We start from the raw sequence: 25,653 nt of genomic DNA, 5'->3' as shown, positions 1-25,653 counted from the left end.
GATGGCGTCCCTCGAGCCAAAGATCTCAACAAGCAAACGCGCGGCCCGGTCAACAACGGCGCTGCCTGCAAGTGTTGCTTCGCAGTGCGAGCTGGGGACGCTAGCGCTTCAGCCACTGCTTCCGCTCCTCCGGCGAAAACCGCTCAATCGCATACCGCAAGGTCGTCCGCGGCATCTTCGCCGCATACTTTTCGAGAAATTGGATCAGCTCTTCTCGCGAGACCTTTCCGGCTTCGCGAAGGATCCATCCCGTAGCCTTGTGAATGAGCGGCTCTTTGTCGTTGAAGAGCCGCTTGGCGATGCGGAAGCTGTCTTTGATTTCTCCGTGGCGCACCAGACCAAGGGTCGCGACCATGGCGATCCGCCTCTCCCACAGCATGGACGAGGCTGCCAGCCGATCGAGAACGGCCCGCGGCCGCGTCCTGAGGTGCTCGCCGACGATGTATGGGGCGGAGGTGTCGACCAGGTCCCAGTTGTTCGCCCGGCGCGTATTCTGCAGGTAAAAATCATAAATCTGCTGGCGTAGCATCTCGTCGCCTCGTTCGTATTGCACAACCAGGATCTCGAGCGCGGCGAAGCGATGTTCGTGAATAGGCGAGGCGAGCAGCTTCTCTATCTCCGCGAGCGGCAGGTGAGTATAGCGGAGGGCTATTTTTCGCGCGATGGGAACGGTGATACCGAGAAAGATGTCGCCTTCCCCGTACTCCCCCTTGCCGGTTTTGAAAAACCAGGCATGACTCTGTGCTTTGCGCTCATCGGCGACCGCTTCAAGCTCCCGCAGCAGGGCCAGCCGAGTTTGCGGCTTCGCTTCACTTTTGGCGGTGGCCGGCATCTCGACTCAAACCTCTCTCCTAACTGTTGTCTCACGAGTCATCCCGAGCGTTGAGGAAACTTAGGAAAATGCGTCTTCTGTGCAAGGCGGGGCGCGCGCACTGGCGCATCCCCAGTGTGCGGGACCATGCTTTCCACTTCCACCGCATGGTTTCCACACCAGGCTCTTTGGAGAGACTGTGCAGAACTTGGGAAACTCGGCGGTTCCGTGAGAGACCGGCCCCGACTTTCCTGATTGTGCTTTTTGAGAGGACAGGATTTCTAAATCCGGGCCATAGACTAGCAGCGCCGTGGCATGGGTTTTGGGCTCGGTTTCCACTTATCCACGGCTAACTATTACTGCTACTGGTTTCAATAAGACTTTAAGAACAGTCTTAAAAGCAGTCGTTCTTGGGACGGAGACGGTGACTGCCGCCGGCATAGAGAACGGCGCTTCCATCCATCCCGATCCAGGAAAACTCATTTCCTGTTCTGACCTTGACTTCCACCGGAATGACCAGTTTTCCGCAGGGCCGGCCATCAAAATTCTCACTAGAATGAGGGCAGTAGCAGTCTGCCATAAACACCAGTGTGCCTTTTCGGCTGTAGTGGTGTAGAGTGTGGCAAACCGACAAGAGGGGGCGATGCACTATGCCGGGCTTAGAGTTGGAGCAGGAGAAGCCGCTGGTGGCTAGCGGAGCCATGGAGATCAGCGTCAGTCGCGCTGAGTTGCTGCGCGAACTGACCGCGACCCAAAGTGTGGTGGAGCGGAAAACGACCATACCCATCCTGTCGAATTTCCTTATCGAAGCCGCTGACGACCGGCTGACGATTACCGCCACCGACCTCGACCAGAGCATCAAGACTTCCTGTGCGGCAAAGGTCAAGAAGCCAGGCGCGTGCACGATTCCTGCGCGCAAACTCTACGACTACATCAAGCTGCTCGGCGATGGCGACATCTCGATCAAGCTGATGGACAACCACTGGGTACAGATCCGCTCGGGACGATCGAACACCAAGATGGTCGGTATGGCGCGCGCGAATTTTCCCCAGGTTCCAGCCTTTCCTGAGGCAGGCGTCACCAAGATTCCCTCGGCATCGCTTAAGAACATGATCGGCAAGACGATCTTTGCGATTTCGAACGAAGAGTCGCGCTACACGCTCAACGGAGCGCTGCTGATCCTGAAGGCGGAGAGCCTGGCGATGGTGGCGACGGATGGCCACCGGCTGGCGCATGTGGAGAAGACGGGCGAGTCGCTGGCGAATATCAGCGGCGAGAAGCGGACGCTGATTCCGCGCAAAGCTTTATCGGAGCTGCAATCGCTGCTCTCGAACAGCGATGCCGAGTTCGTCGATTTCTCGGATGACGACCATACCTTGTTCTTCAAAGTTGGGCATCGGACACTGACTTCGCGCAAGCTGACTGGCCAGTTCCCTAACTACGAAGCGGTGTTGCCACGGGACAATAACAAATTCGTGGTGGTGCGCAGCGAAGATTTAATGGCTTCGATCCAGCGGGTTGCGCAGTTTGCGGACGAACGTTCGGGCGCGGTGAAGATGCGGTTGGAGCAGAATGAGCTAAAAATATCCTCCTCCTCGACCGACTCGGGCGAATCTGAAGACACCATCGAGACGCCCTACAACTTCGATGCGATTGTAGTCGGCTTCAATTCTTCCTACCTGATCGACTTCTTGAGAGCGGTCGGGAATGCCGGCGAAGTGCGGCTCGAATTCAAAGACGCGCAGTCTGCGGGGCAGGTTCGTCCCGAGGATGCCGATGATGAATACCGCTACCGTTACATCATCATGCCGATGCGGATCTGAGAGAGTTTTGGAAGCTAGACAACAAATGCCGCGGAGATTCTCCGCGGCATTTCTGTTGTCTAGCGGTTTAGTTGATAGGTAGTTTAGTTCACCGTAAAGGTAGAAGCGGCGTTGCTGTCGCCCGCTCCCGAGGCGTGAACGCGCAGTTCCCCACTGGTCGCCCCCTTGGGAATGATGACCCTCAGCGCGGTGTTCGACTGCGTCCCCGTAAACGGCACGGTGACGTTGTTGAGGGTCACCAAACCTTGTCCCTGAGGATCCATGAGGGCGGTGCCGGTTACGGTGACGACAGTTCCCGCGGGGCCGCTGGTGGGCGAGATCCTGGTGATCACCGGGTCGGGGTAGACGACGAAGCCGAAGCCGTTGCTGGTATTGCCGGCGACGGTCACGACGACATCGCCGGTGGTGGCCCGCGCGGGGACCGTGGTGGTGATGCTGGTGTTCGACCAGGTCATGGTGTAGAAGGACGTTGACGAAGCCGGAACGCCGTTGAAGGTGAGCGTGCTGTTGCCCTGAGTGGCGCCGAGATTCGTCCCGTTGACGGTGACGACTGCGCCGTAGGCCCCGTATTTACGGCTGATGCTGGTAAGCGTCGGCGCAGGCGAGGTGGAGGGCAGCACCTGAATCGAGCCCATCATGCCGAGATCTTCGTGCGAGAGGATGTGGCAGTGATAGACGAAGGTGCCGACGATATCAGGATCAGAAAAGTCCATCAGCAGGGTCACGCTTGGGTAGGCGCCCGAACCGCTCCAGTGGGGCACGTTGATGGTGTCGCGCTCGGTATAGTCGGTGACCGGGCTCCCATTGATGGCGAGGGTGCGGAAGTGGATCTGATGGATGTGGAAGGCGTGATCCATCAGTGAATGATTGCTGATCGTCCACTGCTCGACGGTGCCCGCGTGGACGGTGATGTTGGGCGGTCCATCCATGCTGAAGGGCGCAGGTGTCTGACCGGCGACGGTGATATAGAACTGGCTGAAATCGGATTTGATCGAGAAGTAGAGGTTGCGCTGCACTGTCGCCGCGGCCGAATCTAACGCCTTGAAGCGCAAAGGCGGCAGCGAATGGTTAACGGCCGGGATGGTGACCGGTGTGCCGGAGGTTCGAGGAAGGCCGCCATCGCTGGTCGAAGCGCTGGCCACGATATTGGCCAGCGGCCGGCCCGGGTCGGCATCGCCTTGAGGACCGTTGTTCCACGTTTGCGCAATCAACTGGGCGCCCTGTCCGGCGTTGGGAGTGACTAAGATGAACTCGACCCGGGCGCCGGGCGGCAGCACGACATTCTGGGCCGAAAGAGTGGTTGGGTTCCCGCTGCCGTCAGTCACCGGCACGCCGTCGGTGGCGACAATCTGCAGGGTGGGATGCGTGGCGCCGATGTTGACTTCAAGATTAATGAGCGAATTAGCCGAAGTATTCGCAACTCTCCAGAATTCCTTGGTAGCTGGCGGAGTCTGAATGACACCGGGCGTGTACTTGGGATAGTTGACGGGCACGTAGTTGAGCGAGAGGTCATCACCCGGCTGGGCGCCGGAGATCTTCTGTTCGGCGGAGGTAAGCGCCTGATCGCGAATCACCAGGATGCGTTCCGGCAGGCCGGCCACCGCGGAATTGAAGTTCTGGATTCCCTCAACGATGATTATCCCGGTCGCGCCCCCCAGCACCTGGCTCTGGCTGAATCCGTGCGGATGAGGGTGGTACCAGTACATCCCGGAAGGCTCATTCGCGGGAATCTGGACGGTGTAGTCGAAGCTGGCTCCTGGCTGAATGATGGTGTGGATGACCTCATCCTGGTGACATGCCGGTGATACGTTCAAGCCGTGAAAATGCATGTTGGTCGAGGTGGCGCCGACCGACGTGGCGCTGCAATCACTACTGGCCGCGGCTGCCGCATCACCCTTCATCACCATGCCGGGCATGGCCTGGGCCTTGACCGCTGCGCTGGCGGGGATGTCATTCACGAAGTGAATGATGAGCTGATCGCCCGGGTTCACTCGCAACGTAGGGGCCTGGACGCCGGTGTTCGAGATGTAGCAATAGCGCGTCAGTCCAGCCTGATCGACCACCCTTTTAAAGGAGAAGGTCGTCTCCAGAACACCATTGGTGCTGGTCAACTGGCTCGGCGACGAAATGACAGATCCAACCGGCTGGCGCGCGCAGACCGAGTCGGCCGGGTCCGCCGCCGGTGTCGCGGAAGCGAAGCTGGAGTAAGATTCCTGAGCGAGAGCGGGAGCGGCCATGGCATGCATCCCGCCAGGCAGCTGGGCAAGAGCGATCGAGGCCGGCGTTAAGACAAGCAACGGCAAAGCTAGCTGGCAAAAGACACTTCTTTGTGCGGACGCGGATAGAAAGCGCAAAGGATCTCCTCAAAACTGCTGTGTTGTCGGAAACACCAGGATCAAAATCCCGGGACACGCTCTCCATTGGAAAGCGGTTGGTTGGAAAGCGGTTGAAGTCAAGGCTGCTTGCGGAGCACCGCCGTCACTCTGGATTCTCTCTAAGGGATGTGAACCGAGCGGCTACAAGAAGTGTATATGTCGAGGGCATTAGCGACAGAGTTACTGCGGTAACCGCTCGATAGGCGGCTGACCACTGCTCCGATCGTCTGCCCCAACAGCTTTCCCGGTCAGAGGTGCGGTGCGTTTGCGCCTGACGCAGATACAATACAGTTTGAGTCACCAGCTTTGAGGATCGAAAGGTCCTTGGACGAGAGTGGCGTGTGCTCCAGGTTGAGGGATGGATTTGAAGTCGAGCAGCTTAGAACTTTGCAAGTACCAGGCAGGAATCGTCAGTCGTTTGCAATCGGAAGTTGGACTTCCATCAGGCCGGGCATTTCCCCGGATGTCCGCCGTTATCAAGTTGATGACCGGATTCTGTTGGTTATCTGTCATCCTGCCACTGGTCGCCGTGGGCCAGACAGCGAAGACGGAGAAAACACCATCCCGTATCGAGTTGAGTGTCTCGACTCTCGAGGGAGCAAGCCGCACCCAGGCGACCTTTAGCGTGCAAGCCGCGGCCGGCGCCGACGGCGCCCCGCTACCGAGCGGAAGCGTCAGTTTCATGGATGGCGACCGGTCACTCGGCTCGGCGGTTCTCGACAGCGAGGGCAAAGCTACTTATTCAGTCGACGCTCTGCCCTTGGGCGAACAGAAGATCACCGCCGTGTATGAAGGCGATGACAGTCATTCGGCGTCAAGCTCCGCGCCTTCAACAGTCAATTCCCTGGCTTCCGGAGTTCCGGGATTTACCCTCAGCGCGAGCGCGTCTTCTTTAAAAACGCCAGCCGGAGTTCCGGTAAGTACAGTCATCACGGCAACGCCAGAGAACGGCTTCGCCCAGGCGGTTTCCCTATCCTGTTCTGGAGTTCCTTATGCCTCGGTGACCTGTGTCTTTACTCCGGCGCAAGTTACCCCGGGAATTCCCTCAGCCGCCGCCCCCAACGGAGTGCCGGCGCTCAGTACGCTGAGCCTCCAGTCGATCGCTCCCTCTGGCGCATTGCTGAAGGATCCCGCCTCTTGGCGCAACGATCGCACAACCTACGCGGTGGTAGTTCCAGGCATCCTGGCGCTGGTTGGACTGGGCCTCGCCCGCAAGCGCGGACTTCCCGGCAGAATCAACTCTTCGCTGAAAATGCTGGGGTTGCTGGCCTTGCTGCTGTCAGGCGGCCTGGGCCTGGGCGCATGCTCTCAGCGCTATTCTTACTTCCATCGGCCGCCCTCCGCGAATCCAGGCACTCCAGTAGGTGTTTATACCGTGACCGTCTCTGGCATCACAGGAACAGGAAGCACCCTGTCGACGGGCTCAGTGAAGCTCACGTTGGACATTACGGCAAACTAGAAGTGTAGGGACGGTCTCAACCCATGACCCGCGCCGCCGGTCATGGGCGTATTCTGGGGTCGCGCCTGCTGGAGTGCGACTCTGGAGTGAGATTCCGGGGTGCATTTGTGGCCCGGTAGTGGCGGCATTGCAGAAATCTCCGCCGCCTGAGTTCTCTCCGCCGCCCCGAGTTGTCTCCAAAGAGAAGACCTTCGTCCATAAAGAAACCCCATCAGCTTCGATGGGGTTTCTTTATTTATCAGCCCGTGCGCCCGAACAATCAGGGCTACATAAGCCTATCTAGGATGTTCCTCTTCCGGGTGGGACTCTGGCTTGCTCTGGTCATGTTGAGGAGCAGGCCGCGGTTGCTGGGCGGGCCGCGCCTGCTGCTCGGGATGAGGTTGGGGGTTCGGGTGCGCCTCGGGAGCCGGACGGCTCGGAGCCGGGCGGTTCTCGGGACGGGACTGTGGAGTGTTCGTCGACTCCGGCCTGGTTTGCGGCTCCGGCCTGGTCTGCGGAGCTGGCCTGGTTTGCGGAGCGGGCTTGGCCTCGGGCCGATTCTCAGGTGTCGGCCGATTTGGCGCCGGTCGGTTGTTGTCCGGCCGATTGTTCTCCGGCCGATTCGCAGTCTCAGGTTTCTGAGGCGTGCCGGGACGCGGGTTGTTCGCCTCGGGACGAGCCGGGGTAGCTCCCGGACGCGGGCTGTTCGCCTCAGGACGAGCCGGGGTAGCTCCCGGACGCGGGCTGTTCGCCTCAGGACGAGCCGGGGTAGCTCCCGGGCGCGCTTGCATGGTGTTGTTCGGATGCGCTTCCATCGTATTGTTCGGGCGAGCTTCCATGGTATTGCCCGGGCGCGCCTCCGCACGGTTGACCGGACGCATCACTGGGGCCGGAGGGATACCTTTCTGGGCTGGGAGCGGTTTGGGAGCGGCGAAGACCGCCGGCCGTCCGTTGTTCACCTTGGCGAACTGTTGGCGATTGGCGGCGGCTTGTCTCTCCAACTGCACCTGAGAAGTCATCGCCGGGGCGTGAGGCGCGCGGTAAGCTGCTACCTCGGCGGGTAGCGGCCGCGCTTGAACGCCCTGCGGGCCACCGTTGTAGCTGACTCGGTTGTTGTTGATGGTCGTGTTGTTGATGATCGTGCGGTTATAGACGTTGGTGATATGAACGTTGCTGATGTTGTTCACCGAGCGGTTGTAATTAAAGTCGTTCCCGTGCCAGTAGCCACCCTGATAGCCCCGGCCAGTGTAGCCGTGGCCATAATCGACGCCGCCATAGAAGCCGATGTAGCGGCCCCAATATCCGTGGAAAAACCCGTATCTACCGCCCGAGAATCCCCAGTAAGGTGGTGTCCATAAGGCGCCCTGGTAAGGAGGCTCAGTCCAGGCTCCCGGAACCCAATAGTAGCCGGTTGGCGCATAGGCCCAGTAGCCCGGGGTCCATAGATATCCTGGTGCGGGGATCGGTGGCTGCTGGTAATCAGGCAGCGGAGGCGGAGGCTGCGGAGCGTACTGCGCCGGGGCCGGGTTGTACGAAGCCTCGCTGTAATCGGTCGAGCCTTGATTGTCCGATTGCGGAGCGGGTGCGGAAGACTGATCTTGCGGCGCCGGCGCCGAGGATTGATCCTGCGGCGCAGATTGTTGGGCAGGTGCGGATTGCTGGGCAGGCGCCTCCTGCTGCGGAGCGGCACTGCTCGAGCTACTCGGGGCTGCGGGCGCCGAACTGCTGGCCGCCGAATTGTCGACCGGCGCCATGTTTGCGGCCGCCGGATCACCCTGATCCTGTGCGCTTTGGTCTTGCGGATTCGAGTTCTGCGCGCTTTGATCTTGCGCACTTTGATCAGGAGTTTTGTTGCAGCCCGCTACTCCGAGAGTCAACGCGAGCGCGAAAACCGGCAATGCCCCGTAAGCCGGCAACGCCGTATATCGTTCAGTCCATTTCATAGATTCCTTCTCCACGTTCCGGGTATATTTCACTGCGGATAACAAAAAATTCCGCTTCAATCCGCGAAGGCGCCGGATGATGTTTCGTCTAATTGCTCGAGATTGTGCCTTACATTGGATGTCGGAAGGTGCCCAGAGATGGATGCTTATCCCTAGCTCTCGGATGTCTCCTGCCATCCACACAACGTGCATCCGTCACCCTTCCGGTGTGCTTCTACATCATTCGGAGCCGGATACGACGCACCGGCTGGGATAACGGGTCCGGGAGCCAACGCGAACCTACTATTCTCGGACTTGTGTGGAAACCCCACTCGAAATCGCAAGTTGCCGCCTGTCTCCTACTTTTGCAGACGGCTTATCACCATTCCCGCAATCTGCGAGACGCTGCCTGCTCCCAGGGTGAGAACGGCGTCCCCCTCCCGCGCGGCTGCGGCTGCCCGGTCCGCGGCTTCTTCAAAGGAAGCCGCATATTCGACCTCTGGGCGGCCGACTGCAGCTACCAGCGTCTCGGCACTCACCCCTTCGATGGGATCTTCGCTGGCCGCATAGATATCGAGGATCTGCACTGAGTCGGCTTCATGGAACGCAGCGGCAAACTCCTTCAGCAGGTCTCGCGTCCGCGAATAACGGTGAGGCTGAAAGATGACATGCAGTTTCCTATAGGCACACTCCCGGGCCGCTTTCAGGGTCGCGCGGATCTCCGTCGGATGATGCCCATAATCATCGATGACCGCAACGCCATTGACGCATCCTTTCAGCTGGAAGCGCCGGTCGACCCCACGGAAGTCCCGCAGCCCTTGCGCGATCGCCTCTGGAGCTATCTCTAACTGGCTCGCGATCGCCACCGCCGCCGTGGCGTTCAAAACATTGTGGCGACCCGGCACGTGAAGCTCAAAAGGTCCGAGCGACTGCGCGCCAAACGCTACTTCAAAGCGGGAGCGAATCTGCGCATCTCCGTCCGAGACCATAGCCGGGAGCGCCCGAACGACAAAATCCGCTTTGGCGCTGGCGCCATAGGTAAAGACACGACGCCGTACCTTGGGCAAAACCGCGGCAAGCATCTCGTCGTCGAGGCAAGCGATCGTCGCCCCATAGAACGGGACCTTGTCCATGAATTCAAGGAACGCGCGTTCAATATCCGCCAGGTCGCGATAACAATCCATGTGTTCGCGATCGAGGTTGGTGACCACCGCAAGAATCGGTGACAGTTTCAAGAACGACCTGTCGCTTTCATCGGCCTCGGCGACCAGATACTGCGATCTGCCGAGTCTCGCATTCGATCCCAGGGCGTCGACCCGTCCGCCAACCACCACCGTGGGATCGAGCCCGCCCGCCGCGAGCACCGTTGCGATCATCGAAGTTGTGGTTGTCTTGCCATGCATTCCCGCGACCGCGATGCCGTATTTCAGGCGCATCAACTCGGCCAGCATTTCAGCCCGCTGAATCACCGGTATCCTTGCCACCCGGGCTTCCATGATCTCTGGATTGCGCTCGTTGACGGCGGAGCTCGCAACCACCACCCCGGAGCCGACGACGTTGGCGGCCGCATGCCCCTCAAAGATCGTGGCGCCCAACCCGGCAAGACGTTCGGTGGTGGCTGTCCGCCGCAGATCGGAACCCGATACCGCATACCCGAGATTCAGCAGGATCTCGGCGATCCCGCTCATCCCAATTCCGCCGATGCCTATGAAATGGACCCGTTGTGACTTAACGAACATAGCTACTGTATCTTCCCGCTGCGAAGCGCTTCGGATACTCTATCAGCCGCCAGCACGCAGGTTGAGAGCAGGAGTCCGGCCACTCGAATCCGAACTCACGGCGTAAGGGTTTCCCGCTAAGGAGGGCCGACAAACCAACGTCCGGCACAGACCGCCCGTTGTACTCACGCCGACCAACAGCACTTCTGAATCAAGGCCAATCGAGCCTGAGCATTCGGAAACAACCCTCCTCACCTTGAACAAAGTGAAGGGTTTGTGTCTCCGGCGCTATTCGCTTAAAGCCACCGCGCCCATTTTGAGGGGATCCAGACTCGGAACTCCAATGCCGGCGGTTCTCACCGTCGGGGGAACAATGAAGCCCACAACTTTTCCACGCATCTCTTGTTTATACAGTTAGACTTCGTGCGAGCGTTCAGCCACTCCGGAGTCGCGTCAGGTTCTGAAGGATGGCCTACATGGGCAACCAGATTCCTGGCGAGGGAGGTCTACTCAAATGCGCGTTCTTCGTTCACTTTTACTGCTCAGTCTTCTCGCCATTCCGGCTGCGTTTGCGCACTCGCAAGTCGCTGTCGGCATTGGGATAGGGCCGGCAGTTGCCCCGATCGGCTACTACGGCGACTACGGCTACGGACCGCCGGTCTGCAGCTATGGCTACTATCCTTATTATCCTTACTCCTGTGCTCCTTATGGCTATTATGGCCCGACCTGGTTTGCCGGCGGCATCTTCATCGGAGCCGGTCCCTGGTACAGGGGTTATTGGGGACGCGGACCCTGGGGCGGCTACGGCCACGGCTTCTATGGACGCGCTGGCTACGGCTATGGTGGCTATCGTGGCGGCGGCTTCTACGGACGCACCGGCTACGGGAACGGCTTCCATGGCGGCTATCCGGGAGGTGCACGGCCTACCTATGGCGGTGGCGGAGGTTTCCATGGTTCCCCAGGCGGAGGTTTCCACGGTTCGCCGGGCGGTGGCTTCGCCGGTGGCGGCGGATTCCATGGCGGTGGTGGCGGCGGCTTCCACGGCGGTGGAGGTGGCGGTTTCCACGGTGGCGGCGGTGGTGGATTCCACGGTGGCGGCGGTGGCGGTCACCGGTAAGAGTCTCTCCCTGGACTCTCTCCTTGGATCATCTCGTCCTACGAAAGCCCGCTCTCAAGCGGGCTTTCGTTTGGTCGACAAAATCCCATCATTTCGGTGGGGTTTTCCTTTGTGTGAAGATCAGATTAAGCGGCCAGAGATTTTACTTTGGGAGTGTCATGCGTAACACCTCACTGCTCTTTCCGGCATTCATCGCCGTGTTGCGAGATCGAGAGTGTCTCGCACAGTCGCTATGTTCCGGATCAATAGCTCGCTCCAGGGCCTCTGCACTTGAGTGCGGAGACTCCATATCAGATCGCAATCTCGCGCTCTTATACTGCCAATATGTTTCGTCGAGATCTTCAACCCAAGTCATACTTCGCGCTCGTATTTAGCTGTCTGTTCTTCTTGTCTATAAGTTCTCTCCACGCACAAAGCGTCGCCCCCGCCGTAAAAAAGCAGCTTCCGGCCGATGAGCGCGCCTACAAAGCGGCCCGAGCGATGGTGGAACCCGAAGCGCGGCTGGCGGCCATGCGCGCCTTCATCCGCGACTATCCCAAGAGCAAACGCGTGCACAGCGCCCAGGAGTCGATCCTCAAGACGTTGCTCGACAGCTTCCCGCAGCGCGCTGCCGAGATCGATGCCCAGGCGAAGCTTTGGGTGAAACGCTCCGGCAAGGGGACTTCTCGCTGGGACCGGGAGACCTATGCAGCCCTTCTCTTGGCGGAAGCCGGCTCATCCGGGGTTGACCTTCCGCTGGCCGAAAAGCTCGCCGCCGATGCCGCTAAGCATCTCACCGAGAGCGCCTACGATCACGAGATGACGTTGGACGACGTCAAAAACAAGATGCCGCTCCCTAAACCTGAAGCTCTTCACCGCGAGTTCGCCAACACCCGCGCGGATGCCCTGGCGATTCTGGCTGATGTTTATCTACGGCAAGGAAAGCAGGCTCGGGCGGCAACTCTGATTGCCGAGGCGTTTCAACTTGATCCGCTGGTCGACGACGTCAACTCACAGCGAGGCCGGCTGGCGCTTCTCGACCAGGACAATGCCCTGGCGCTTGACTCCTTTGAGCGCGCCCAGCTGGTGGGAGCTCTCAGCGACGCCGACCGCAAGAAGATGATGGAGCTTTACCGCGCTGCACACGCGGGCAGCGACGCCGGTTTCGCCGCGGAGATGGATGCTCGTTATGCGCAGCTCTTTCCGCCGCCTTTCACAGCCGAGAAGGCGCCGACGGCGTCTGGTCATGCCGTGCTGCTGGAGCTTTTCACCGGCTCGGCATGCGTACCATGCGTGGGCGGAGATCTGGCCGTCGACGCGGTGCTCGGCGCTTATCCTCGGAGCGCGGTCGTGGTTTTGGCGCTCGACCAGCATATTCCGGGTCCAGACCCGCTCGCGAATCCAAACTCTGTGGCGCGCGCGGAGCTATACCAGGTCGGCGGGACACCGACCTTTGTGGTCGACGGCGAGGCGCAGGATTTCAATGGGTCCTCACGCGTCGGCAGCCGCAAGATCTACGACAAGCTGTCCACCGCAGTGAACGCCAGAACGACTGCTCCCAGCCAAATCAAGCTCAAGCTTTCCGCCACCGACGCCGGTGGTGTGGTGAAGGCTCATGCGGACGTGGAGCTCCCGTCGCTAAGTGAGATCCAAAAGGAACTCGTCCGCAAGACGGATTCGGGCGCAGGCGCCTCTGAGGCAGGGAAGAAAACTCCGGTTGCTTCGGCCCCAGGAGAAGCAGCCGCGCCTGCAGGCTCAGAGCCTGAGCCACGCCTGCTCATCAACTTCGCCCTGGTGGAAGACAATATTCGCTATAGCGGGGAGAACGGCATTCGCTTTCACCGCATGGTCATGCGCGCGCTGGCAAAGCCTGCGGACTCAGGCTTCTCCGTCGCCCTGAACGAGAGCTCCTCGCTCGACGCCTCTTTCGATCCGGCGGCAATCAGTCAATCCCTCACCTCCTATCTCGACGGCTTCGAGCAGAAGAACGATCGGTTCGGGAAGATCACCTTCCTGACCAAAGACATGACGATGGAACCGCAGCATCTCGCCATTGCCGCATGGGTGCAGGATTCCGTGACTCACCGCGTCCTGCAAAGCGCCTATGTTCCGGTCGGCGAGCCGCAGAAAGAGGCCGAATAGCATGAGGTCGCTGACTGAAGGAGGCCTACTCCTGCTGGCATTGCTCGCTCTCGGAGTCTCTACTGCTGACGGCGCACCCAAACCGGTGGTGCAATGGCAGATCAAGGCAGCGCCTGCAAAGCCGGTCAAGGCAGGCGCGAAGTTCACCGTTTCGATCACGGGCCACATCGACCCCGGCTGGCATCTCTATGCGCTCGAAGAGCCGCCGGGTGGACCAGTGGCCACGGAGGTCGCTCTCACCGATGGCGACCCGGCGGACCTCTTGCGCGTGGAAGAAGCCAAGCCCCACGTGCTTCCCGACCCGGTCTTTCAAAAACCCACCAAATTCTTTGAAGGCTCGGCCGGTTTCACCTTATATCTGCAGGCGGCGCGAGAGACCGCTCCGGGGCCAGGAACATTGCGTGTCCTGGTTCGCTATCAGTCCTGCAACGACCGCGTTTGCCTGCCTCCGCATACTGACACCATTCCGGTAGAGCTAACGCTGGCGCAATAGACAACAAAAGCCATCCTCACGGATGGCTTTCGCTGTTGCTCGTGCGGCAAAGCCGCGTACGTCTGGACGGCTAGTCCTGCCTGGCGGGCGAGTCCCTAGTCCCCCATGACGGGTTCGGCGGACTCTTCTTGAGCAGCCTTAGGGGCTGACTGGATGAGGTTGCCTAGTGGAATGAATCCGTCTTGTGGTGGCTTCTCGCCGAGGATCTCTTCGCGGTAGAGCTTAGCCATGCGGGCATTTTCGGCATCCTGCTTGAGCTTGGCGTCACGCGCCTTGAGCTTCTCTTCGCGAGAGTTCTTGGCGATGCCCAGCTTGTCGAAGGTGTCGTTGGCGGCCGAATCGACATGCTCCTGGTTCAGCAGCAAATCGTTCTGCGCATCGCCCATGCCAACCTTTTTGCCGCCGGCAAAGATCTCATGCCGGCCATGCTCCTCATACCATTTGGTCAAGGTCGAGGTCATGTGCATCTTCTCGATGATGTTCCGCCAGCCGACGCCAGTGTTGTAGGCGCAGAAGCTGATCTCTCCCTCTTGCGTGGCATAGGGAATGATGCACTGCTCGGTGCGGCGGAAATCGTAGTTGAAGAGGTCCTGGAACCACATGCCGGCGATGAAGAGGAAGTTCCAGCGGTCCTTACGGCGCTTCTCGATGTCTTCCATGGTGCGGTCGGCGGTGACCTTGCCGTAGTTGCGGCCGGTCGCGCCGAAGCACTTATCGAACTTCTGCAGCAAATCGAGAATCTTGAAGTGGGTCGGCGACTTGGTCGGATCGTAGTTCCGCAGCAGCGCCAAAGTCACACCGGCAATCGACAGGAACTTGCCGCGGGCAGCATCGTTGATCTTGGCTACGTCCTTGGCGAGACGATCGGCGTTGAGAAAGGCAGTGACGGGAACCGCTTCCTTAGTTTCTTTATCGATCATCAGCGCCATGCCGATGCCGCAGTTCGGGTGGCATCCGCAGGAGAGCTGGCCCCAGTCGCGATTCGGTCCGTGAACCAGATCGGCCCAGTCGGAGAAGGTGCTCATGAAGCTGATCGGGAACCAGTCGCGGGTGGGTTCGCCCAGGCCGGTCTGGTTCTTGACATCGTGCGCCATGTGGCTCAGCGTGTAGCGCTGCGCTTGACGGCGTTCGTCCGTAACCGCTTCGTCGCGGCCGGTGAACGAAACCGGCTGGAAGCTAAGGAAGTTGATCTTCTTCGGGTTGTCGAGCGCAAACTCGATGATCCGGCCAACCTGCTCGTTGTTGATGCCGTTGATGATCGTGGTGACCGGAACGATGTCGACACCAGCCTCATGGAGGTTGTGGATCGCCTGCAGCTTCACGTCGAACAGGTTGCCGACCTTGCGGTGGGAGTTCGCGGCATTGCCAATTCCGTCAAATTGAAGATAAGCGTAGCGAAGACCGGCTTCCGCAGCCGCCCGGCAGAGTTCCTTGCTCTTGGCGAATTCAATACCGTTGGTCGCCGCCTGCACAGAGGTGTAACCGACCTTGCGGGAGTAGGCGATGGCATCGAGGAAGTAAGGCGAAAGCGTCGGCTCGCCGCCCGAGAACTGCACCGACATCTGGCGGCGCGGCTTAATCGAGACCGCGTTGTCGAGCATGGTCTTGATCTCGTCCCAGGTCAGTTCGTGGACGAAGCCAACCTGGTTGGCGTCCATGAAGCAGGGATCGCACATCATGTTGCAGCGGTTGGTCAGATCGATGGTCAGCACCGAGCCGCGGCCGTGGGTGACCGTCGAGGTCCCGTGGTTGTGCAGCCCTTCATCATTGTGGGCGCGGATGTCGCGGCCCGGGAAGACCTCTTCCAAATGCTTGAAGAAGGCGGTGTCGATCGCCATTACGTCTTCAAAGTGGCCGTGCTTCGGGCAGTCCTTGACCATCAGGATCTGGCCGTCACGCTCGATGATCTGCGCCTTGATCTCGCCGACCTTCTCGTTAAGCAGAATTTCATGCGGCAGCTTGCCGTCGATGATCTGCTGGCGAATCTCCGGCACACACTTCGGACACAGCGAGTCGGTGGTGCGTGGCCAGCCCAGTGGGGGCTTTTCCTTCTGGTAAGACTTGAGCAGGGGCTTGTCGGACCACTTCGGGGTAAAAGAAGGATTCGGGTTGATGCTATTGAGCTTTTCAAAAACCGCCCATGCGCCCTTGGCGGCTATAGTTACAGCTCTTTCCGCATACTTGACGGCCTTCGACATGTATCGTGTTCTCCTGAGTCCAACTGGTTATCCGTTATTGGCTATCTTGACAGCAAGTAAGATTGCCCAGCAGACAAAATTCGTTGTGTGTTCCTTTGATAAACGGTCGCGGTCAAGATTCCTAAGCGCCGTCCCATCAGCCTTTTACCACTCCTAAGAGTAATCATGCTTCCGCAAAAGCGGAAAGCCTCGTTGCTGAATGGCGAATTTTGCATACCGGGAGGTTATCTGGCGTTCTGAATGGAGTCTGCATTCTTGGCTGGTTTGCCGTAGCAAGCCGGTCTGTCACTGAGGCGCGATCGATTTCTGCTCGACCGGAGCTGCTGCCCGCCTGGGGGCATTCGGCGGACGCTGAAAAATTGTCTGCACCACGTCAGGCCAAAACTCGTGATACTGATTGCCCAGCATGCTTCCAAACAGCGACCAGGCGAAGCCGGTTGCCGCGACCCGCCCGTTCTGGCTGCGGTCCGGATAGTAGGCGAGGGTCAACCCCTGCGCAGTGGCGTGGCCGAAGAGCAGCGAGTAGTTGATCTCCGCATCCCCGGAGTCACTCCGCGTCCGAAAGGTCCGTCCCGCCGCATAAAAGATGCGTTTGAACGTCGAGCCGCTGGCGAGCCGGTAATAGCGAGGGTCCTGATGAAAGACGGAGGCGTAGATGCCGTCGGAGAAGACGGCCTGGCTGGTCTGCCGCGCCGCAGCCGCCCCCAGGCGTTCGGCGTAGGCCGTGCTGTTGGTTCCGTATTTCGGATTGCTGTTCACCAACTGCTCCCAGCCTGAAGCAAAGAGCATCGACGCCAGAGCAAAGGGCGTTAACTGCTCCTGGAACGAGAGCCTCAGCTTCTCACCAGAAGAGAGCGGGGCCACGGGCATCGAGAGGTCCAGAGATTTCGGGTCGCGCCAGGGGCCAATTTTAAAAATAGGCAGCGGAGAGGCTGTTTTCACCGTCCCGGTTTGGGTCGTGTCCTGCGCCGGCGCAGGGCCGGGGTTTGCCATGGGCGTAGGCGCTTCGGGAAGGCGGGCGACATCTTCCGTTTGGGCCGCCGTCTGCGCGAGTGAGCGGCATGGCGGCTGAAGCATCGACAACGTCACAAGAAAGGCTGCCGCCGCCGGCGATGTCCGGGCGGGCAGAACACGGAGCCAGCACCCTTTCGGGCTGCTCTTCCGCGGAATCGTCTTTCGATACTTCGAAGGGAACATCGTCTTGGAATCGGCAACCAAAGATTTCATAGGCACAGCAATGGGAGAAGCAAAGCGCAATCGGGGATGTATTAACCCCAAGCCCAAGGCGAGCCGCAGAGTGATCGTTCAGGCACCCTGCCTGGGATTTCTCCGGTTGCGCGATTGACCCGGCGATCCGCGGGCTGAATACTGAGAGTACGCGGCAGCACCAGGATAGGTCTAGCATGGCACAGGATTCGGAATCGGCCAAAACTCGCTTCGAGGAATTCGGACGCAAGATCGACGAACGCGTCGGCGACGCCCTTCCGCGCGTTGAAGAAGAAGTGAAGAAGGTGATCGCCTACCTGAATGACGAAGTCGTGCCCCAGGTACGGCAGAACTCCTCCCAGGCATTGCGGGTCGCAGCCGAACACCTGCAGCGATTAGCCGAGCACCTCGACAAGCGCCGTCCCTGAATGAAGACCGTGTTGACAAGGCTGGGTCCCTCGGCGATCGCTGATCTCCCTCGGCGCGGCGCGCTGCTGGGATCAACGCTCGGATCTGTGCCCAACTCTGTGCCCGGCCCCGCGTTCGGATCAGTATTCGGATCTTTGATATTCCTGCTGCTCGCGAGTGGCTGCGCTCGTCACCAACCGCCCGTCGTCATCGCCTCCGCGGCTGCTCCAGTCCTTCCCGCGCCTACGCCCCCCGAAGCTCCCGTCGCGAATGCGCCCGCACCCGGTGCACTCCCTCCCACGGCAAAAGCGACCTCTCCAGAGAAGAGTCCGCCGGCGGACAGCCCGGGCGACGCGGCATTGGTCGCCGCCGGAACGCCAATCTATTCAGAAACCGGCAAGGCAAGCTGGTACGGACCGCCCTACAACCGCCGCAAAGGCGCCAACGGCCAGATCTACAACCAGGATGCGATGACTGCCGCACACCGCACCTTGCCGATGAATTCGCTGCTTCGAGTGACCAACATCCAGACCGGACAATCGGCAATCATGCGCGTCACGGATCGCGGTCCGTTCGTTCCGGACCGGGTGCTCGATCTTTCCCTGGCCTCAGCCAGGGCCGTCGGCGTCTATCTTCCGGGAACCGCCCAGGTACGCATCGAAGTCTTCGAAACCCCCGCCCCGATCGCCCAGGGTGGACGCTGGTGTGTCCAGATCGGCGCAATCCAAAGCGAGCGCGAGGCGAAGAAGATCGAAGCTCATCTGCAGAAGAAATACACCACCGCCAACGTCATCGAGTTCACCGGCCCCACCGGGCACTGGGTACGGATTCGCCCCGCCAACGACGACAAACAGCGCGCCCTCGAGATCGCCAGCAAAGACCGGCCTTCAGCAGGAAATGCCTACCTGGTGCGACTGGACTGAAGTAGTTCTTCCTGTCTAACTACGCGAACAGCAGGCACTGCGGCGACTGGATCGGGAAGCTCTGTCCGGTCGCCGCCAATCGGCCCGTTTTCACGTCACGCCGGTAGACCGCGATCAAATTGGAGTCTTGGTTCGCAACCAGCAGCCAGTGCTGGCTCGGACCAAGCGCAATGTGCCGCGGAATCTTCCCGCCGCATGGTGTGCGCTGCAGCGAAGAAAGCTTTCCCGTACCCGGATCGACCGCGAAGCTGTCCAGAAAGTCGTTGTCCCGGTTGGCGACGTAGGCCCAGGCGCCTTTCCTGTCAAAGACAATCTCTGATGCCCGGCTGATGCCATGAAAGCCTTCGGGGAGCAAAGCAGTCTCTTCGATCAGCTTTAGACTGCCGGCCGCGCCGTCCCAGCTGAGTTGATCGACCGTCGAGGTCAGCTCGTTCACGCAGTACGCCCAGCGCCCGCTGGGATGAAACCGCAGCGCGCGCGGACCTGATCCTGCCGCCGCCCGCCACTCTGCCGGATCGTTCGCAGTCAACTTCGCCGTAGCGGCATCCAGGTGGTAGATGTGGATGCAGTCCAGTCCCAGGTCATTGATCAGCACAAAGCGATTGCCGGGAGGAACGGTTGCGCGGTGCGCGTGCGAAGCGTTCTGGCGTTCCTTGTCCTGACCCGCGCCCGGGCCATTCGACGGGTAATGGAACTCCGAGACGGCTTCGCTAAGCTTGCCGTCCGCGCCGATCTGGAAAGATGCCGCGCTGCCCCCGCTATAATTCGCCACCAGCAGGACGCGGCCGGTGTGGTCGGTCGTCAGATGACAAGGTCCAGAGCCTCCCGAGGCAACGGTGTTGATCAGGGTGAGCTTGCCCGCACCTCGGTCGAGCGCGTAGCTGCTCACCGCCCCGGTCTTCGCTCCCTGGTAGGAATCCACTTCGTTCACCGCGAACAGTACCTTACCATCCGGCGAGAGCGCGAGAAATGATGGCGAGGGCGCCTCCGCGGCGACACCCAGCGATTCCAGTGAGCCCTTCGCGGCATCGAAGCGGTACGCGTAAATTCCCTTGCTTCCGGTGTTGGTGCCGGTGCCTACGAAAAGCGTGTCGTCGCCGCTAGCCTTGGCCCATGCCAGGTCATGTGCCAGCCAGGGCGCGACCGCCACCCCTGCCAGAAAATGTCTCCTTGTCCTCAATTGTCCGTCCTGTCAATCGCGAATTCGTCTCCACAACCCGATCATCATAGCTGGTCTGAATCCGCCCATGACTGACCACCGCTCTGAACACCCCTGAACTACACTGCAACGTGGCCCACATCAACAGTTTTGTCCGCATCCCCCTGCTCGCCCTGCGGCAGCGTCTTCGTCCCCTGCCGCGAATCGGCGTACTCGACGAGGACCAGGTCCGCATGCGGGTATGGCCGAACGACATCGACTTCAATTTTCATCTCAACAACTCCCGCTTCCTCACCTGCATGGATTACGGCCGCATCCACATGCTCGCCGCCGCCGGCATCCTCGACCTCGCCATACGCCGCCGCTGGACGCCGCTCGTCGGGTCGATCGATATCGTTTACCGGCGTTCGCTGCCGCTGTGGGCCGGCTTCACGCTTAGCACCCGCACGCTGTGTTGGGACGAACGCTGGTTCTACACGGAGCAGATCATCCGCTCCCGCGAAGGACTCGCCTCGACCGCCTGGGTCAAAGCACTCTTTCAGGAACGCGGCAGCAATATCGCCCCGCAGTCGATCGTCGACCTCGTCCAGAAAGGAGCCGAGTCGCCGCCGGTCTCCGCATCGATGGTTGCTTGGAATGACTTGACCAGGGAGAAACTCAACGGGAAGCAAGCCTGAGCATCGAAGCGACTCGGCTCTACTGGTTGACTCCGCTGGCCAGGAAGCCTCCGTCGACGACCAAGGTCTGCCCGGTTACAAAGGACGAGGCGTCGGAGGCGAGATACACCGCTGCGCCGACCAGCTCTTCCGTCTTGCCGAAGCGGCCCATCGGGGTCCGCATGAGCAGCTCCTTGCCGCGCGGAGTGTTATCCAGCAGGTCGGCATTCAGCGCAGTGCGGAAGACGCCGGGAGCGATCGCGTTCACCGTAACCCCCTGTCGGGACCACTCAACCGCAAGCGAACGCGTCAGCGAGACGACCCCTGACTTGCTGGCAGCATAAGCGGCGACTTCGTTGAGCGCGACAAAGCTGTTCAGCGAAGCGATGTTGACGATGCGCCCGTAGCCGCGCTCCAGCATATGTGCGCCAAAGATCTGGCAGGAACGCAGCGTCCCGGTCAGGTTGGTGTCGATAATGCTTGCCCACTCGTCTTCAGGCATCGTAAGGGTCGGCGTGCGCTTGATCCTTCCGGCACAGTTGATGAGGATGTGCACGTCTCCAAAAGCATCGAGAGTAGCAGCGAGCAGCCTTTCGAGCGAGCCGCGATCGCTCATGTCGGCAGTCAGGCGCAGGCTCTTGCGTCCGCGCTGCTCGATCTCGTCGGCCGTCTCCTCCACCTGCTGCTGCCGCCTGGCCGAGGCGATGACATCGGCCCCGGCATCGGCCAGGCCCAGACTCAACGTGCGGCCAATACCGGAGGTGCCGCCGAGGACTACCGCGGTTTTTCCGTGAAGGCTAAAAATGTCGGTCATTCTTTCTCCATTACGTTTAAGGCGATACTACCGGCGGCCGGCATTCTCTAGAAACATTGTCCCGGGCTACTTGCCCAGGAAGACGGGAACGATGTGCCGGTCGTAGAGATTCTCCGTCACATTCCGAGCGATGATCGCCTCGTTGGCTTCGAGCAGATCAAGATATCGGCGGCCTAGCTTGGCAGCTACCTTGAAGCCGACATGAAGCAGTTGCCGGAAGCTGCTGTTATAAGCCGCAGAGTTCGGGACATGGCGCAGCGCCGACGTGTACTGCTCCGAAGACCATCCCGCAACCTCCTGCGGCGACGGCAGCTTCGCTGGATCGATGTCGATCACCGTCGCGTACGGCGCGCACAGCTCTTCGCGGTGTGCGAAAGCCTCCGCATAAATCTCCTTGGCCAGGGCCAGGCCATCGCCGCCCGACTCGGCCAGGCCAATGAGCTCTTCTAGCCATGTGGTCCCGGCGGTTTTCAGGTGGACGCCTGCATCGAACCGCTGCATGTTCGCGCGTATCGCCGGATAAATCGAGAACTTGTCGCTGCCGGAATGCACGCTCAGTTTGAGATTTTCGGGCAATCCGTACTGGCGTACCGCGTAGGCGATGGCCGCTATATCGAGCGCCATCTCGCGTTCGAACTGGCCTACGTTGCCGACATAATCCACTCCCTTGTTGAACCGGCCGCTGAACTTGGGAGCAATCGTTTGAATCGGGATGCCCTCGTCGGCAATGGCCGCGAGAATGATCAGCAGCTCAACCGGACTTTGCGCGCGGTCGGTCTCGTCCATCGAGACTTCGGGAACGAAGTTGCCTTTGCCCTTCGCACCCTCGATCTTGCGATAGACCTCGCCCGCCTGTTTCACTGCCGCTAGAAATTTTTCACCAGTCTGCTGCAGGTCTTCGGGTGTAATTGCGAAGCTTTCCTCAATGCCCTCCAACTGAATCTGACCCAGCAGCTCGGGGTGACGTTTGACAAAGGCCTCGATCGCCGCGGCAGGCGCGGGCTTGCCGATCGCATCGGCAACGTCGATGGTGTAGAAATCGCATGGCGCGAGATACCGTTCCACGGTCTGGAGAGTGATATGGTCGGCGTCGCAGAAGTAAGCCTTTTCCCAATGCAGTGCTTGGACCGCCTCATCGGCCGCGCGTCGAGTTGAATCCGGCTCCGACCCGATGATGGTGTGTTCGCGATTCGACTTGTTCCAGACAGGCGCTATCTCGGTCCCGCGGTCGAGCGCCTGGACGCACGCTTGCAACTGCGCCTTTGCCTGATGCCCGAACCGGTCGCCGGTTCCGATGGAATATTTGCTAAGCTTCATTGCTCCACTTGCCATTCTAGATGTCCCTCATTTCACAACTTATCGCGGTACGCCCACAAACCCAGCCCGGGGTTGGCGATAAAGAAAACGTCTTCTCCGTCGACTCGGTTGTAGCCGTGCTGGAGTCTCTCTGGATTGTAGCGAGAGAGCATGGTTTTGAGATCACGATACTCAAAGCCAACGCCTTCAACTTCCTCCCGGGTGAGATGGCCGGGGCACCAGGTGATCGTGAAACGGCCTTCGGAGGAGCCGTGAATGAGATGCGCCGCGGCACTTAGTTCGTTGGCGAGATCGGGATTTGCCTTCACCGCCGCAACCGTCGCTGGAGTTCCGTGATATCCGTACTTCCGGATCAGCGCGTCGATCGTCTTGTCCTCGCCAAACTCCTTGACGCCGGGAGCCAGAATGATCAGCTCCGCGCCATCGGCCAGTGCCATGCGGGTTCGATAGACGGCTTTGTTGCCCAGCCAGGTACTGTGAAATTCATGTGGATCGAGAAAGACGACCGCCTTCCGGATCGGCTCCTCGAGCACCTCGAAGTTGACCTTGAGGCTCAACTCGGCGGCGCGGTAGAAACACTCCGCATCGTCGCCGATGAAGAGCCCGCGCACCGCGAGTCGTCCATCCTCCGCGCGGCCGACGACGGTGAGAACATAGACGATGGGCAATCCCCCTAGAAAGTGGTCGGACGCATAGTTGAGCACGGCGCGCACCGGGTTGTCGGCGCGTCCCATGATGCGCTCCATGCCGTAGACGGCGCCAAGATAGTGACTGCGGTTGATACCTTCTCCGCCGCCGGTCCCGATCAAAATATTTTTGTTGTAGTTGGCCATCCCAATTACTTCATGTGGGACGACCTGCCCGATCGACAGCACCAGATCGAATCCGCCGCGCGTGATCAGCGTGTTGACCTGCGCCGGCCAGGAATACTCGAGCTTGCCTTCGGACTGCTCGCGGATAAATTCCGCCGGAACCTCCCCAAGCGTCTCGATATCGGTTCGCCAATGATGGACGCGGAACAACTCATGAGGAACGCCAGTGAACATGCGGTCGAGCTGTTCGGGCCGCATGGCCGAGTGGGTGCCGAGCGCGGGAAGAATCGCCTGCAGCCGGTCGCCGAAATAGTCCCAGACGTAGCGGGTCAGTTCGCCGGCCCGTGAATGGGAGCGGGTCTCGTCGGGAGGCACAGCCAGCACGCGGCGGCGCTCTCCGAGCTTGGCTAGGCCTTCAGAGAGCAAAGCTTGCAGTTGCTGTGACGATAACTCGGTCGTGGGGCTGCCAATGGCGCAATAAAGACTCATTTTGCCAACTCCCCTTGAAGAATCCGGGAGCGGCAGGCGCATTGTGGGCGCTTGCGAAACATACCGGTCTGGATCAGGATAAACCTGAACTTGGGGAGGTTGAATTCCAGCATAGCTTTTGGCAACCCCTGGCGGCTTGAGGCCCTACTTCCCTGCGGAGACTCGCAATAAGAGTGCACCGTGACTGGGTAGGGTAGCGGTGTAGGTGTTTCCTTTGAAGCTGACATCAGTGTGAGACCAGACATCCCGGGCTGTTTTGACCTCGCCGGTGAGTCCTAGATCCCTTGCCTTGACGGTTGCGGCGGCCGAGGAGGATCCGAGGTTGACAACACCGACGGCGACACTGCCATCGGCCAGCGGCTTGATCCAGGTTTCGAGATCGCCGCTCTTGACCGGCGAGGCTTGTTTGCCTAATGCGTCCTGATCGATTGCGATCACTTCCTTGTTCAACAAGATTGCTTTGGTCTCGCTCGACATATCGCGAATGTCGTTGCCCGCGAGTAAAGGAGACGCGACCAGCGCCCACAGACTCATGTGGGTGCGGTATTCGTCATCGGTCATGTGCCCGTTCCCGACTTCGAGCATATCGGGGTCGTTCCAGCGGCCGGGGCCCGCGTATGGTGCGGTGGGCACTTGCTTCTCGACGTTCTCGATCATGCTCGACCACTCGTCACGGATGTCGCCGGTTGTCCGCCACAGGTTGCCGCCGACTTCGGGACCCCATTTCTCTACCTGGCCCCATCCGTACTCGCAAAGGCTAAAGACCATCGGACGGCCGCTCGCCGCCAGCGCGTCTCCCATCTTCTGATAGACGGCATGCAGATCCGACTCTTTGTAGATGGTCCTCGCGCTGCACCAGTCGTACTTCACGTAATCGATGCCCCAGCCGGCCCAGGTCTTCGCATCGAGCTCTTCGTGTCCATAGCTGCCAGGGTAGCCGGCGCAGGTCCGCGGCCCGGGCGAGGAGTAGATGCCCAGCTTCAGCCCCTTCGAATGCACATAGTCCGACAGCGCCTTCATGTCGGGAAATTTGTGGTTCGGCTGCAAGACTCCCTGAGCGTCACGCACTCCTTGCCAGGTGTCGTCGATATTCACATAGATGTAGCCGGCGTCCCGCATGCCGCTCGACACCATGGCATCCGCGATGGCCCGTACAGTTGCGTCATCGATCTTGCCCGCGAACTTGTTCCAGCTGTTCCAACCCATGGGCGGCGTTTTAGCCAATCCATTCGAAGCAACGGTGTGCAGCGATGTTGGCGGCTCGATGTACTCAACCTTGGGGATTTCATCGGCTGCGGTCGCCGGCTTGGCCACCACCGTATCCCGGTCGCGAATGACAAGGTGTAGCTCACCGCCATTCAGGTCGCCCACCAGGAATGGCTTCTTAGGGTCCCGCGCGCTGAATAACTCGAAATGCTTTCCCGTCGCCGTGCCGTTCAGGGCAATCGAGTTGCTGTTCGTGGCCAGAGTTCCGCTGATCTTGTCGCCGGATTGCTGCAGATCGAGGACCATCTTGTGCGGCTCGCCGTTATCCATGACGCGGTCAGTAGCGGCCCATTTGCCTGCGAGCGTCTGCGCGAATGCGGCTTGCGACAGCATCGACCCCGCGGCGAGTACAGCGATGATCAGAGCGTTGGCAGCCGCCCACTCTCTAACAAATCGGTTTCTCTGCATGATCCCTCTCTTCTCTCGCCCCCTCCACATGATGTGTGTTGATGTGGAGCACGGAAAAGGCATGATCGTCGCGAGCCGCCGTGATCTTGCGGCTGCTCTTCGACTACCGTGCACTAATGATTAGCCACCGCAAAACCGTCCAATGTGGAAGCAAGAGGGATTGTATACGATTGCATCGG

Annotated in this window: 19 protein-coding genes; 8 read left to right on the top strand and 11 right to left on the bottom strand. The window is 60.1% G+C overall.

The window, feature by feature from the left end; all coding sequences use genetic code 11:
* Positions 1–100: 100 nt before the first annotated feature.
* Entirely contained in the window at positions 101–832 is a 732-nt protein-coding gene (locus ACPOL_RS10410) for a DNA alkylation repair protein (RefSeq protein WP_114207011.1), read from the bottom strand.
* 629 nt (positions 833–1,461) lie between these two features.
* Here ACPOL_RS10410 and dnaN point away from each other — a divergent pair.
* Complete coding sequence (gene dnaN / locus ACPOL_RS10400) at positions 1,462–2,634, top strand: DNA polymerase III subunit beta (RefSeq protein ID WP_236657380.1); 1,173 nt, start codon at positions 1,462–1,464, stop codon at positions 2,632–2,634.
* A gap of 83 nt (positions 2,635–2,717) precedes the next feature.
* On the opposite strand, the gene ACPOL_RS10395 is transcribed toward dnaN, so the two are convergent.
* Positions 2,718–4,988: a multicopper oxidase domain-containing protein gene (locus tag ACPOL_RS10395; RefSeq protein WP_114207009.1), complete on the bottom strand. Its 2,271-nt coding sequence runs from the start codon at positions 4,986–4,988 to the stop codon at positions 2,718–2,720.
* A gap of 484 nt (positions 4,989–5,472) precedes the next feature.
* Between ACPOL_RS10395 and ACPOL_RS10390 the strand changes: the two genes are divergently transcribed.
* Positions 5,473–6,468 carry an Ig-like domain-containing protein gene (locus ACPOL_RS10390; RefSeq protein ID WP_236657379.1) on the top strand — a complete coding sequence of 332 codons (996 nt, stop codon included), beginning with the start codon at positions 5,473–5,475 and terminating at the stop codon, positions 6,466–6,468.
* A gap of 275 nt (positions 6,469–6,743) precedes the next feature.
* Here the strand turns inward: ACPOL_RS10390 and ACPOL_RS10385 are convergent, their stop codons facing one another.
* Both ACPOL_RS10385 and murC read right to left on the bottom strand, forming a co-directional pair.
* A complete protein-coding gene (locus ACPOL_RS10385; protein WP_236657378.1) occupies positions 6,744–8,390 on the bottom strand; it encodes a hypothetical protein in 1,647 nt (548 codons plus the stop codon).
* Between the two features lie 338 nt (positions 8,391–8,728).
* The gene (gene murC, locus ACPOL_RS10380; RefSeq protein ID WP_114207007.1) at positions 8,729–10,108 is read right to left on the bottom strand and encodes a UDP-N-acetylmuramate--L-alanine ligase; all 1,380 of its coding nucleotides are present in this window, start codon (positions 10,106–10,108) and stop codon (positions 8,729–8,731) included.
* 493 nt (positions 10,109–10,601) lie between these two features.
* Here murC and ACPOL_RS10375 point away from each other — a divergent pair, with 493 nt between their 5' ends.
* From ACPOL_RS10375 to ACPOL_RS10360, 3 genes are all read left to right on the top strand, one after another.
* Positions 10,602–11,204, top strand: a complete 603-nt coding sequence (locus tag ACPOL_RS10375; RefSeq protein WP_201759155.1) for a hypothetical protein — start codon at positions 10,602–10,604, stop codon at positions 11,202–11,204.
* 387 nt (positions 11,205–11,591) lie between these two features.
* Complete coding sequence (locus ACPOL_RS10365; protein WP_150132953.1) at positions 11,592–13,325, top strand: tetratricopeptide repeat protein; 1,734 nt, start codon at positions 11,592–11,594, stop codon at positions 13,323–13,325.
* 1 nt (position 13,326) lies between these two features.
* A complete protein-coding gene (locus tag ACPOL_RS10360; RefSeq protein WP_161557286.1) occupies positions 13,327–13,818 on the top strand; it encodes a protein-disulfide reductase DsbD domain-containing protein in 492 nt (163 codons plus the stop codon).
* A gap of 95 nt (positions 13,819–13,913) precedes the next feature.
* Here ACPOL_RS10360 and ACPOL_RS10355 read toward each other — a convergent pair whose 3' ends face one another.
* Together ACPOL_RS10355 and ACPOL_RS10350 are read right to left on the bottom strand one after the other, a co-directional pair.
* Positions 13,914–16,016 carry a radical SAM protein gene (locus tag ACPOL_RS10355; protein WP_114207004.1) on the bottom strand — a complete coding sequence of 701 codons (2,103 nt, stop codon included), beginning with the start codon at positions 16,014–16,016 and terminating at the stop codon, positions 13,914–13,916.
* 285 nt (positions 16,017–16,301) lie between these two features.
* On the bottom strand, positions 16,302–17,243 hold the full coding sequence (locus ACPOL_RS10350; RefSeq protein WP_150132952.1) for a hypothetical protein: 942 nt from the start codon (positions 17,241–17,243) through the stop codon (positions 16,302–16,304).
* Positions 17,244–17,419: 176 nt separating this feature from the next.
* On the opposite strand from ACPOL_RS10350, the gene ACPOL_RS10345 reads away from it, so the two are divergent.
* Together ACPOL_RS10345 and ACPOL_RS10340 are read left to right on the top strand one after the other, a co-directional pair.
* Entirely contained in the window at positions 17,420–17,650 is a 231-nt protein-coding gene (locus tag ACPOL_RS10345; protein ID WP_114207002.1) for a hypothetical protein, read from the top strand.
* A gap of 12 nt (positions 17,651–17,662) precedes the next feature.
* Positions 17,663–18,553, top strand: a complete 891-nt coding sequence (locus ACPOL_RS10340; protein ID WP_236657377.1) for a septal ring lytic transglycosylase RlpA family protein — start codon at positions 17,663–17,665, stop codon at positions 18,551–18,553.
* A gap of 19 nt (positions 18,554–18,572) precedes the next feature.
* Here the strand turns inward: ACPOL_RS10340 and ACPOL_RS10335 are convergent, their stop codons facing one another.
* On the bottom strand, positions 18,573–19,703 hold the full coding sequence (locus ACPOL_RS10335; protein ID WP_236657376.1) for a lactonase family protein: 1,131 nt from the start codon (positions 19,701–19,703) through the stop codon (positions 18,573–18,575).
* 140 nt (positions 19,704–19,843) lie between these two features.
* Here ACPOL_RS10335 and ACPOL_RS10330 point away from each other — a divergent pair, with 140 nt between their 5' ends.
* Positions 19,844–20,389 (top strand): thioesterase family protein, encoded by a 546-nt coding sequence (locus ACPOL_RS10330; RefSeq protein ID WP_114206999.1) that lies wholly within the window; start codon positions 19,844–19,846, stop codon positions 20,387–20,389.
* Positions 20,390–20,408: 19 nt separating this feature from the next.
* Here the strand turns inward: ACPOL_RS10330 and ACPOL_RS10325 are convergent, their stop codons facing one another.
* The 4 genes from ACPOL_RS10325 to ACPOL_RS10310 all read right to left on the bottom strand — a co-directional run bounded on the left by ACPOL_RS10325 (position 20,409) and on the right by ACPOL_RS10310 (position 25,474).
* Complete coding sequence (locus tag ACPOL_RS10325; RefSeq protein WP_114206998.1) at positions 20,409–21,182, bottom strand: SDR family NAD(P)-dependent oxidoreductase; 774 nt, start codon at positions 21,180–21,182, stop codon at positions 20,409–20,411.
* A gap of 66 nt (positions 21,183–21,248) precedes the next feature.
* The gene (locus ACPOL_RS10320) at positions 21,249–22,499 is read right to left on the bottom strand and encodes a tagaturonate epimerase family protein (protein WP_236657375.1); all 1,251 of its coding nucleotides are present in this window, start codon (positions 22,497–22,499) and stop codon (positions 21,249–21,251) included.
* A gap of 32 nt (positions 22,500–22,531) precedes the next feature.
* On the bottom strand, positions 22,532–23,800 hold the full coding sequence (locus ACPOL_RS10315) for a nickel-dependent putative hexonate epimerase (protein WP_114206996.1): 1,269 nt from the start codon (positions 23,798–23,800) through the stop codon (positions 22,532–22,534).
* 144 nt (positions 23,801–23,944) lie between these two features.
* The gene (locus ACPOL_RS10310) at positions 23,945–25,474 is read right to left on the bottom strand and encodes a glycoside hydrolase family 27 protein (RefSeq protein WP_236657374.1); all 1,530 of its coding nucleotides are present in this window, start codon (positions 25,472–25,474) and stop codon (positions 23,945–23,947) included.
* Between the last annotated feature and the right edge of the window lie 179 nt (positions 25,475–25,653).

This window comes from Acidisarcina polymorpha (genome assembly GCF_003330725.1).
Classification (GTDB): domain Bacteria; phylum Acidobacteriota; class Terriglobia; order Terriglobales; family Acidobacteriaceae; genus Acidisarcina; species Acidisarcina polymorpha.
The sequence above is the reverse complement of the archived record's forward strand: the minus strand, read 5'-3'. Positions and strand labels throughout refer to the sequence as shown.

Coding starts and splice junctions, on each gene's coding strand:
- ACPOL_RS10410 (WP_114207011.1), bottom strand. CDS start 832: ATGCCGGCCACCGCCAAAAGTGAAGCGAAGCCGCAAACTCGGCTGGCC.
- dnaN (WP_236657380.1), top strand. CDS start 1,462: ATGCCGGGCTTAGAGTTGGAGCAGGAGAAGCCGCTGGTGGCTAGCGGA.
- ACPOL_RS10390 (WP_236657379.1), top strand. CDS start 5,473: ATGTCCGCCGTTATCAAGTTGATGACCGGATTCTGTTGGTTATCTGTC.
- ACPOL_RS10385 (WP_236657378.1), bottom strand. CDS start 8,390: ATGAAATGGACTGAACGATATACGGCGTTGCCGGCTTACGGGGCATTG.
- murC (WP_114207007.1), bottom strand. CDS start 10,108: ATGTTCGTTAAGTCACAACGGGTCCATTTCATAGGCATCGGCGGAATT.
- ACPOL_RS10375 (WP_201759155.1), top strand. CDS start 10,602: ATGCGCGTTCTTCGTTCACTTTTACTGCTCAGTCTTCTCGCCATTCCG.
- ACPOL_RS10360 (WP_161557286.1), top strand. CDS start 13,327: ATGAGGTCGCTGACTGAAGGAGGCCTACTCCTGCTGGCATTGCTCGCT.
- ACPOL_RS10355 (WP_114207004.1), bottom strand. CDS start 16,016: ATGTCGAAGGCCGTCAAGTATGCGGAAAGAGCTGTAACTATAGCCGCC.
- ACPOL_RS10350 (WP_150132952.1), bottom strand. CDS start 17,243: ATGAAATCTTTGGTTGCCGATTCCAAGACGATGTTCCCTTCGAAGTAT.
- ACPOL_RS10345 (WP_114207002.1), top strand. CDS start 17,420: ATGGCACAGGATTCGGAATCGGCCAAAACTCGCTTCGAGGAATTCGGA.
- ACPOL_RS10325 (WP_114206998.1), bottom strand. CDS start 21,182: ATGACCGACATTTTTAGCCTTCACGGAAAAACCGCGGTAGTCCTCGGC.
- ACPOL_RS10320 (WP_236657375.1), bottom strand. CDS start 22,499: ATGAAGCTTAGCAAATATTCCATCGGAACCGGCGACCGGTTCGGGCAT.
- ACPOL_RS10315 (WP_114206996.1), bottom strand. CDS start 23,800: ATGAGTCTTTATTGCGCCATTGGCAGCCCCACGACCGAGTTATCGTCA.
- ACPOL_RS10310 (WP_236657374.1), bottom strand. CDS start 25,474: ATGCAGAGAAACCGATTTGTTAGAGAGTGGGCGGCTGCCAACGCTCTG.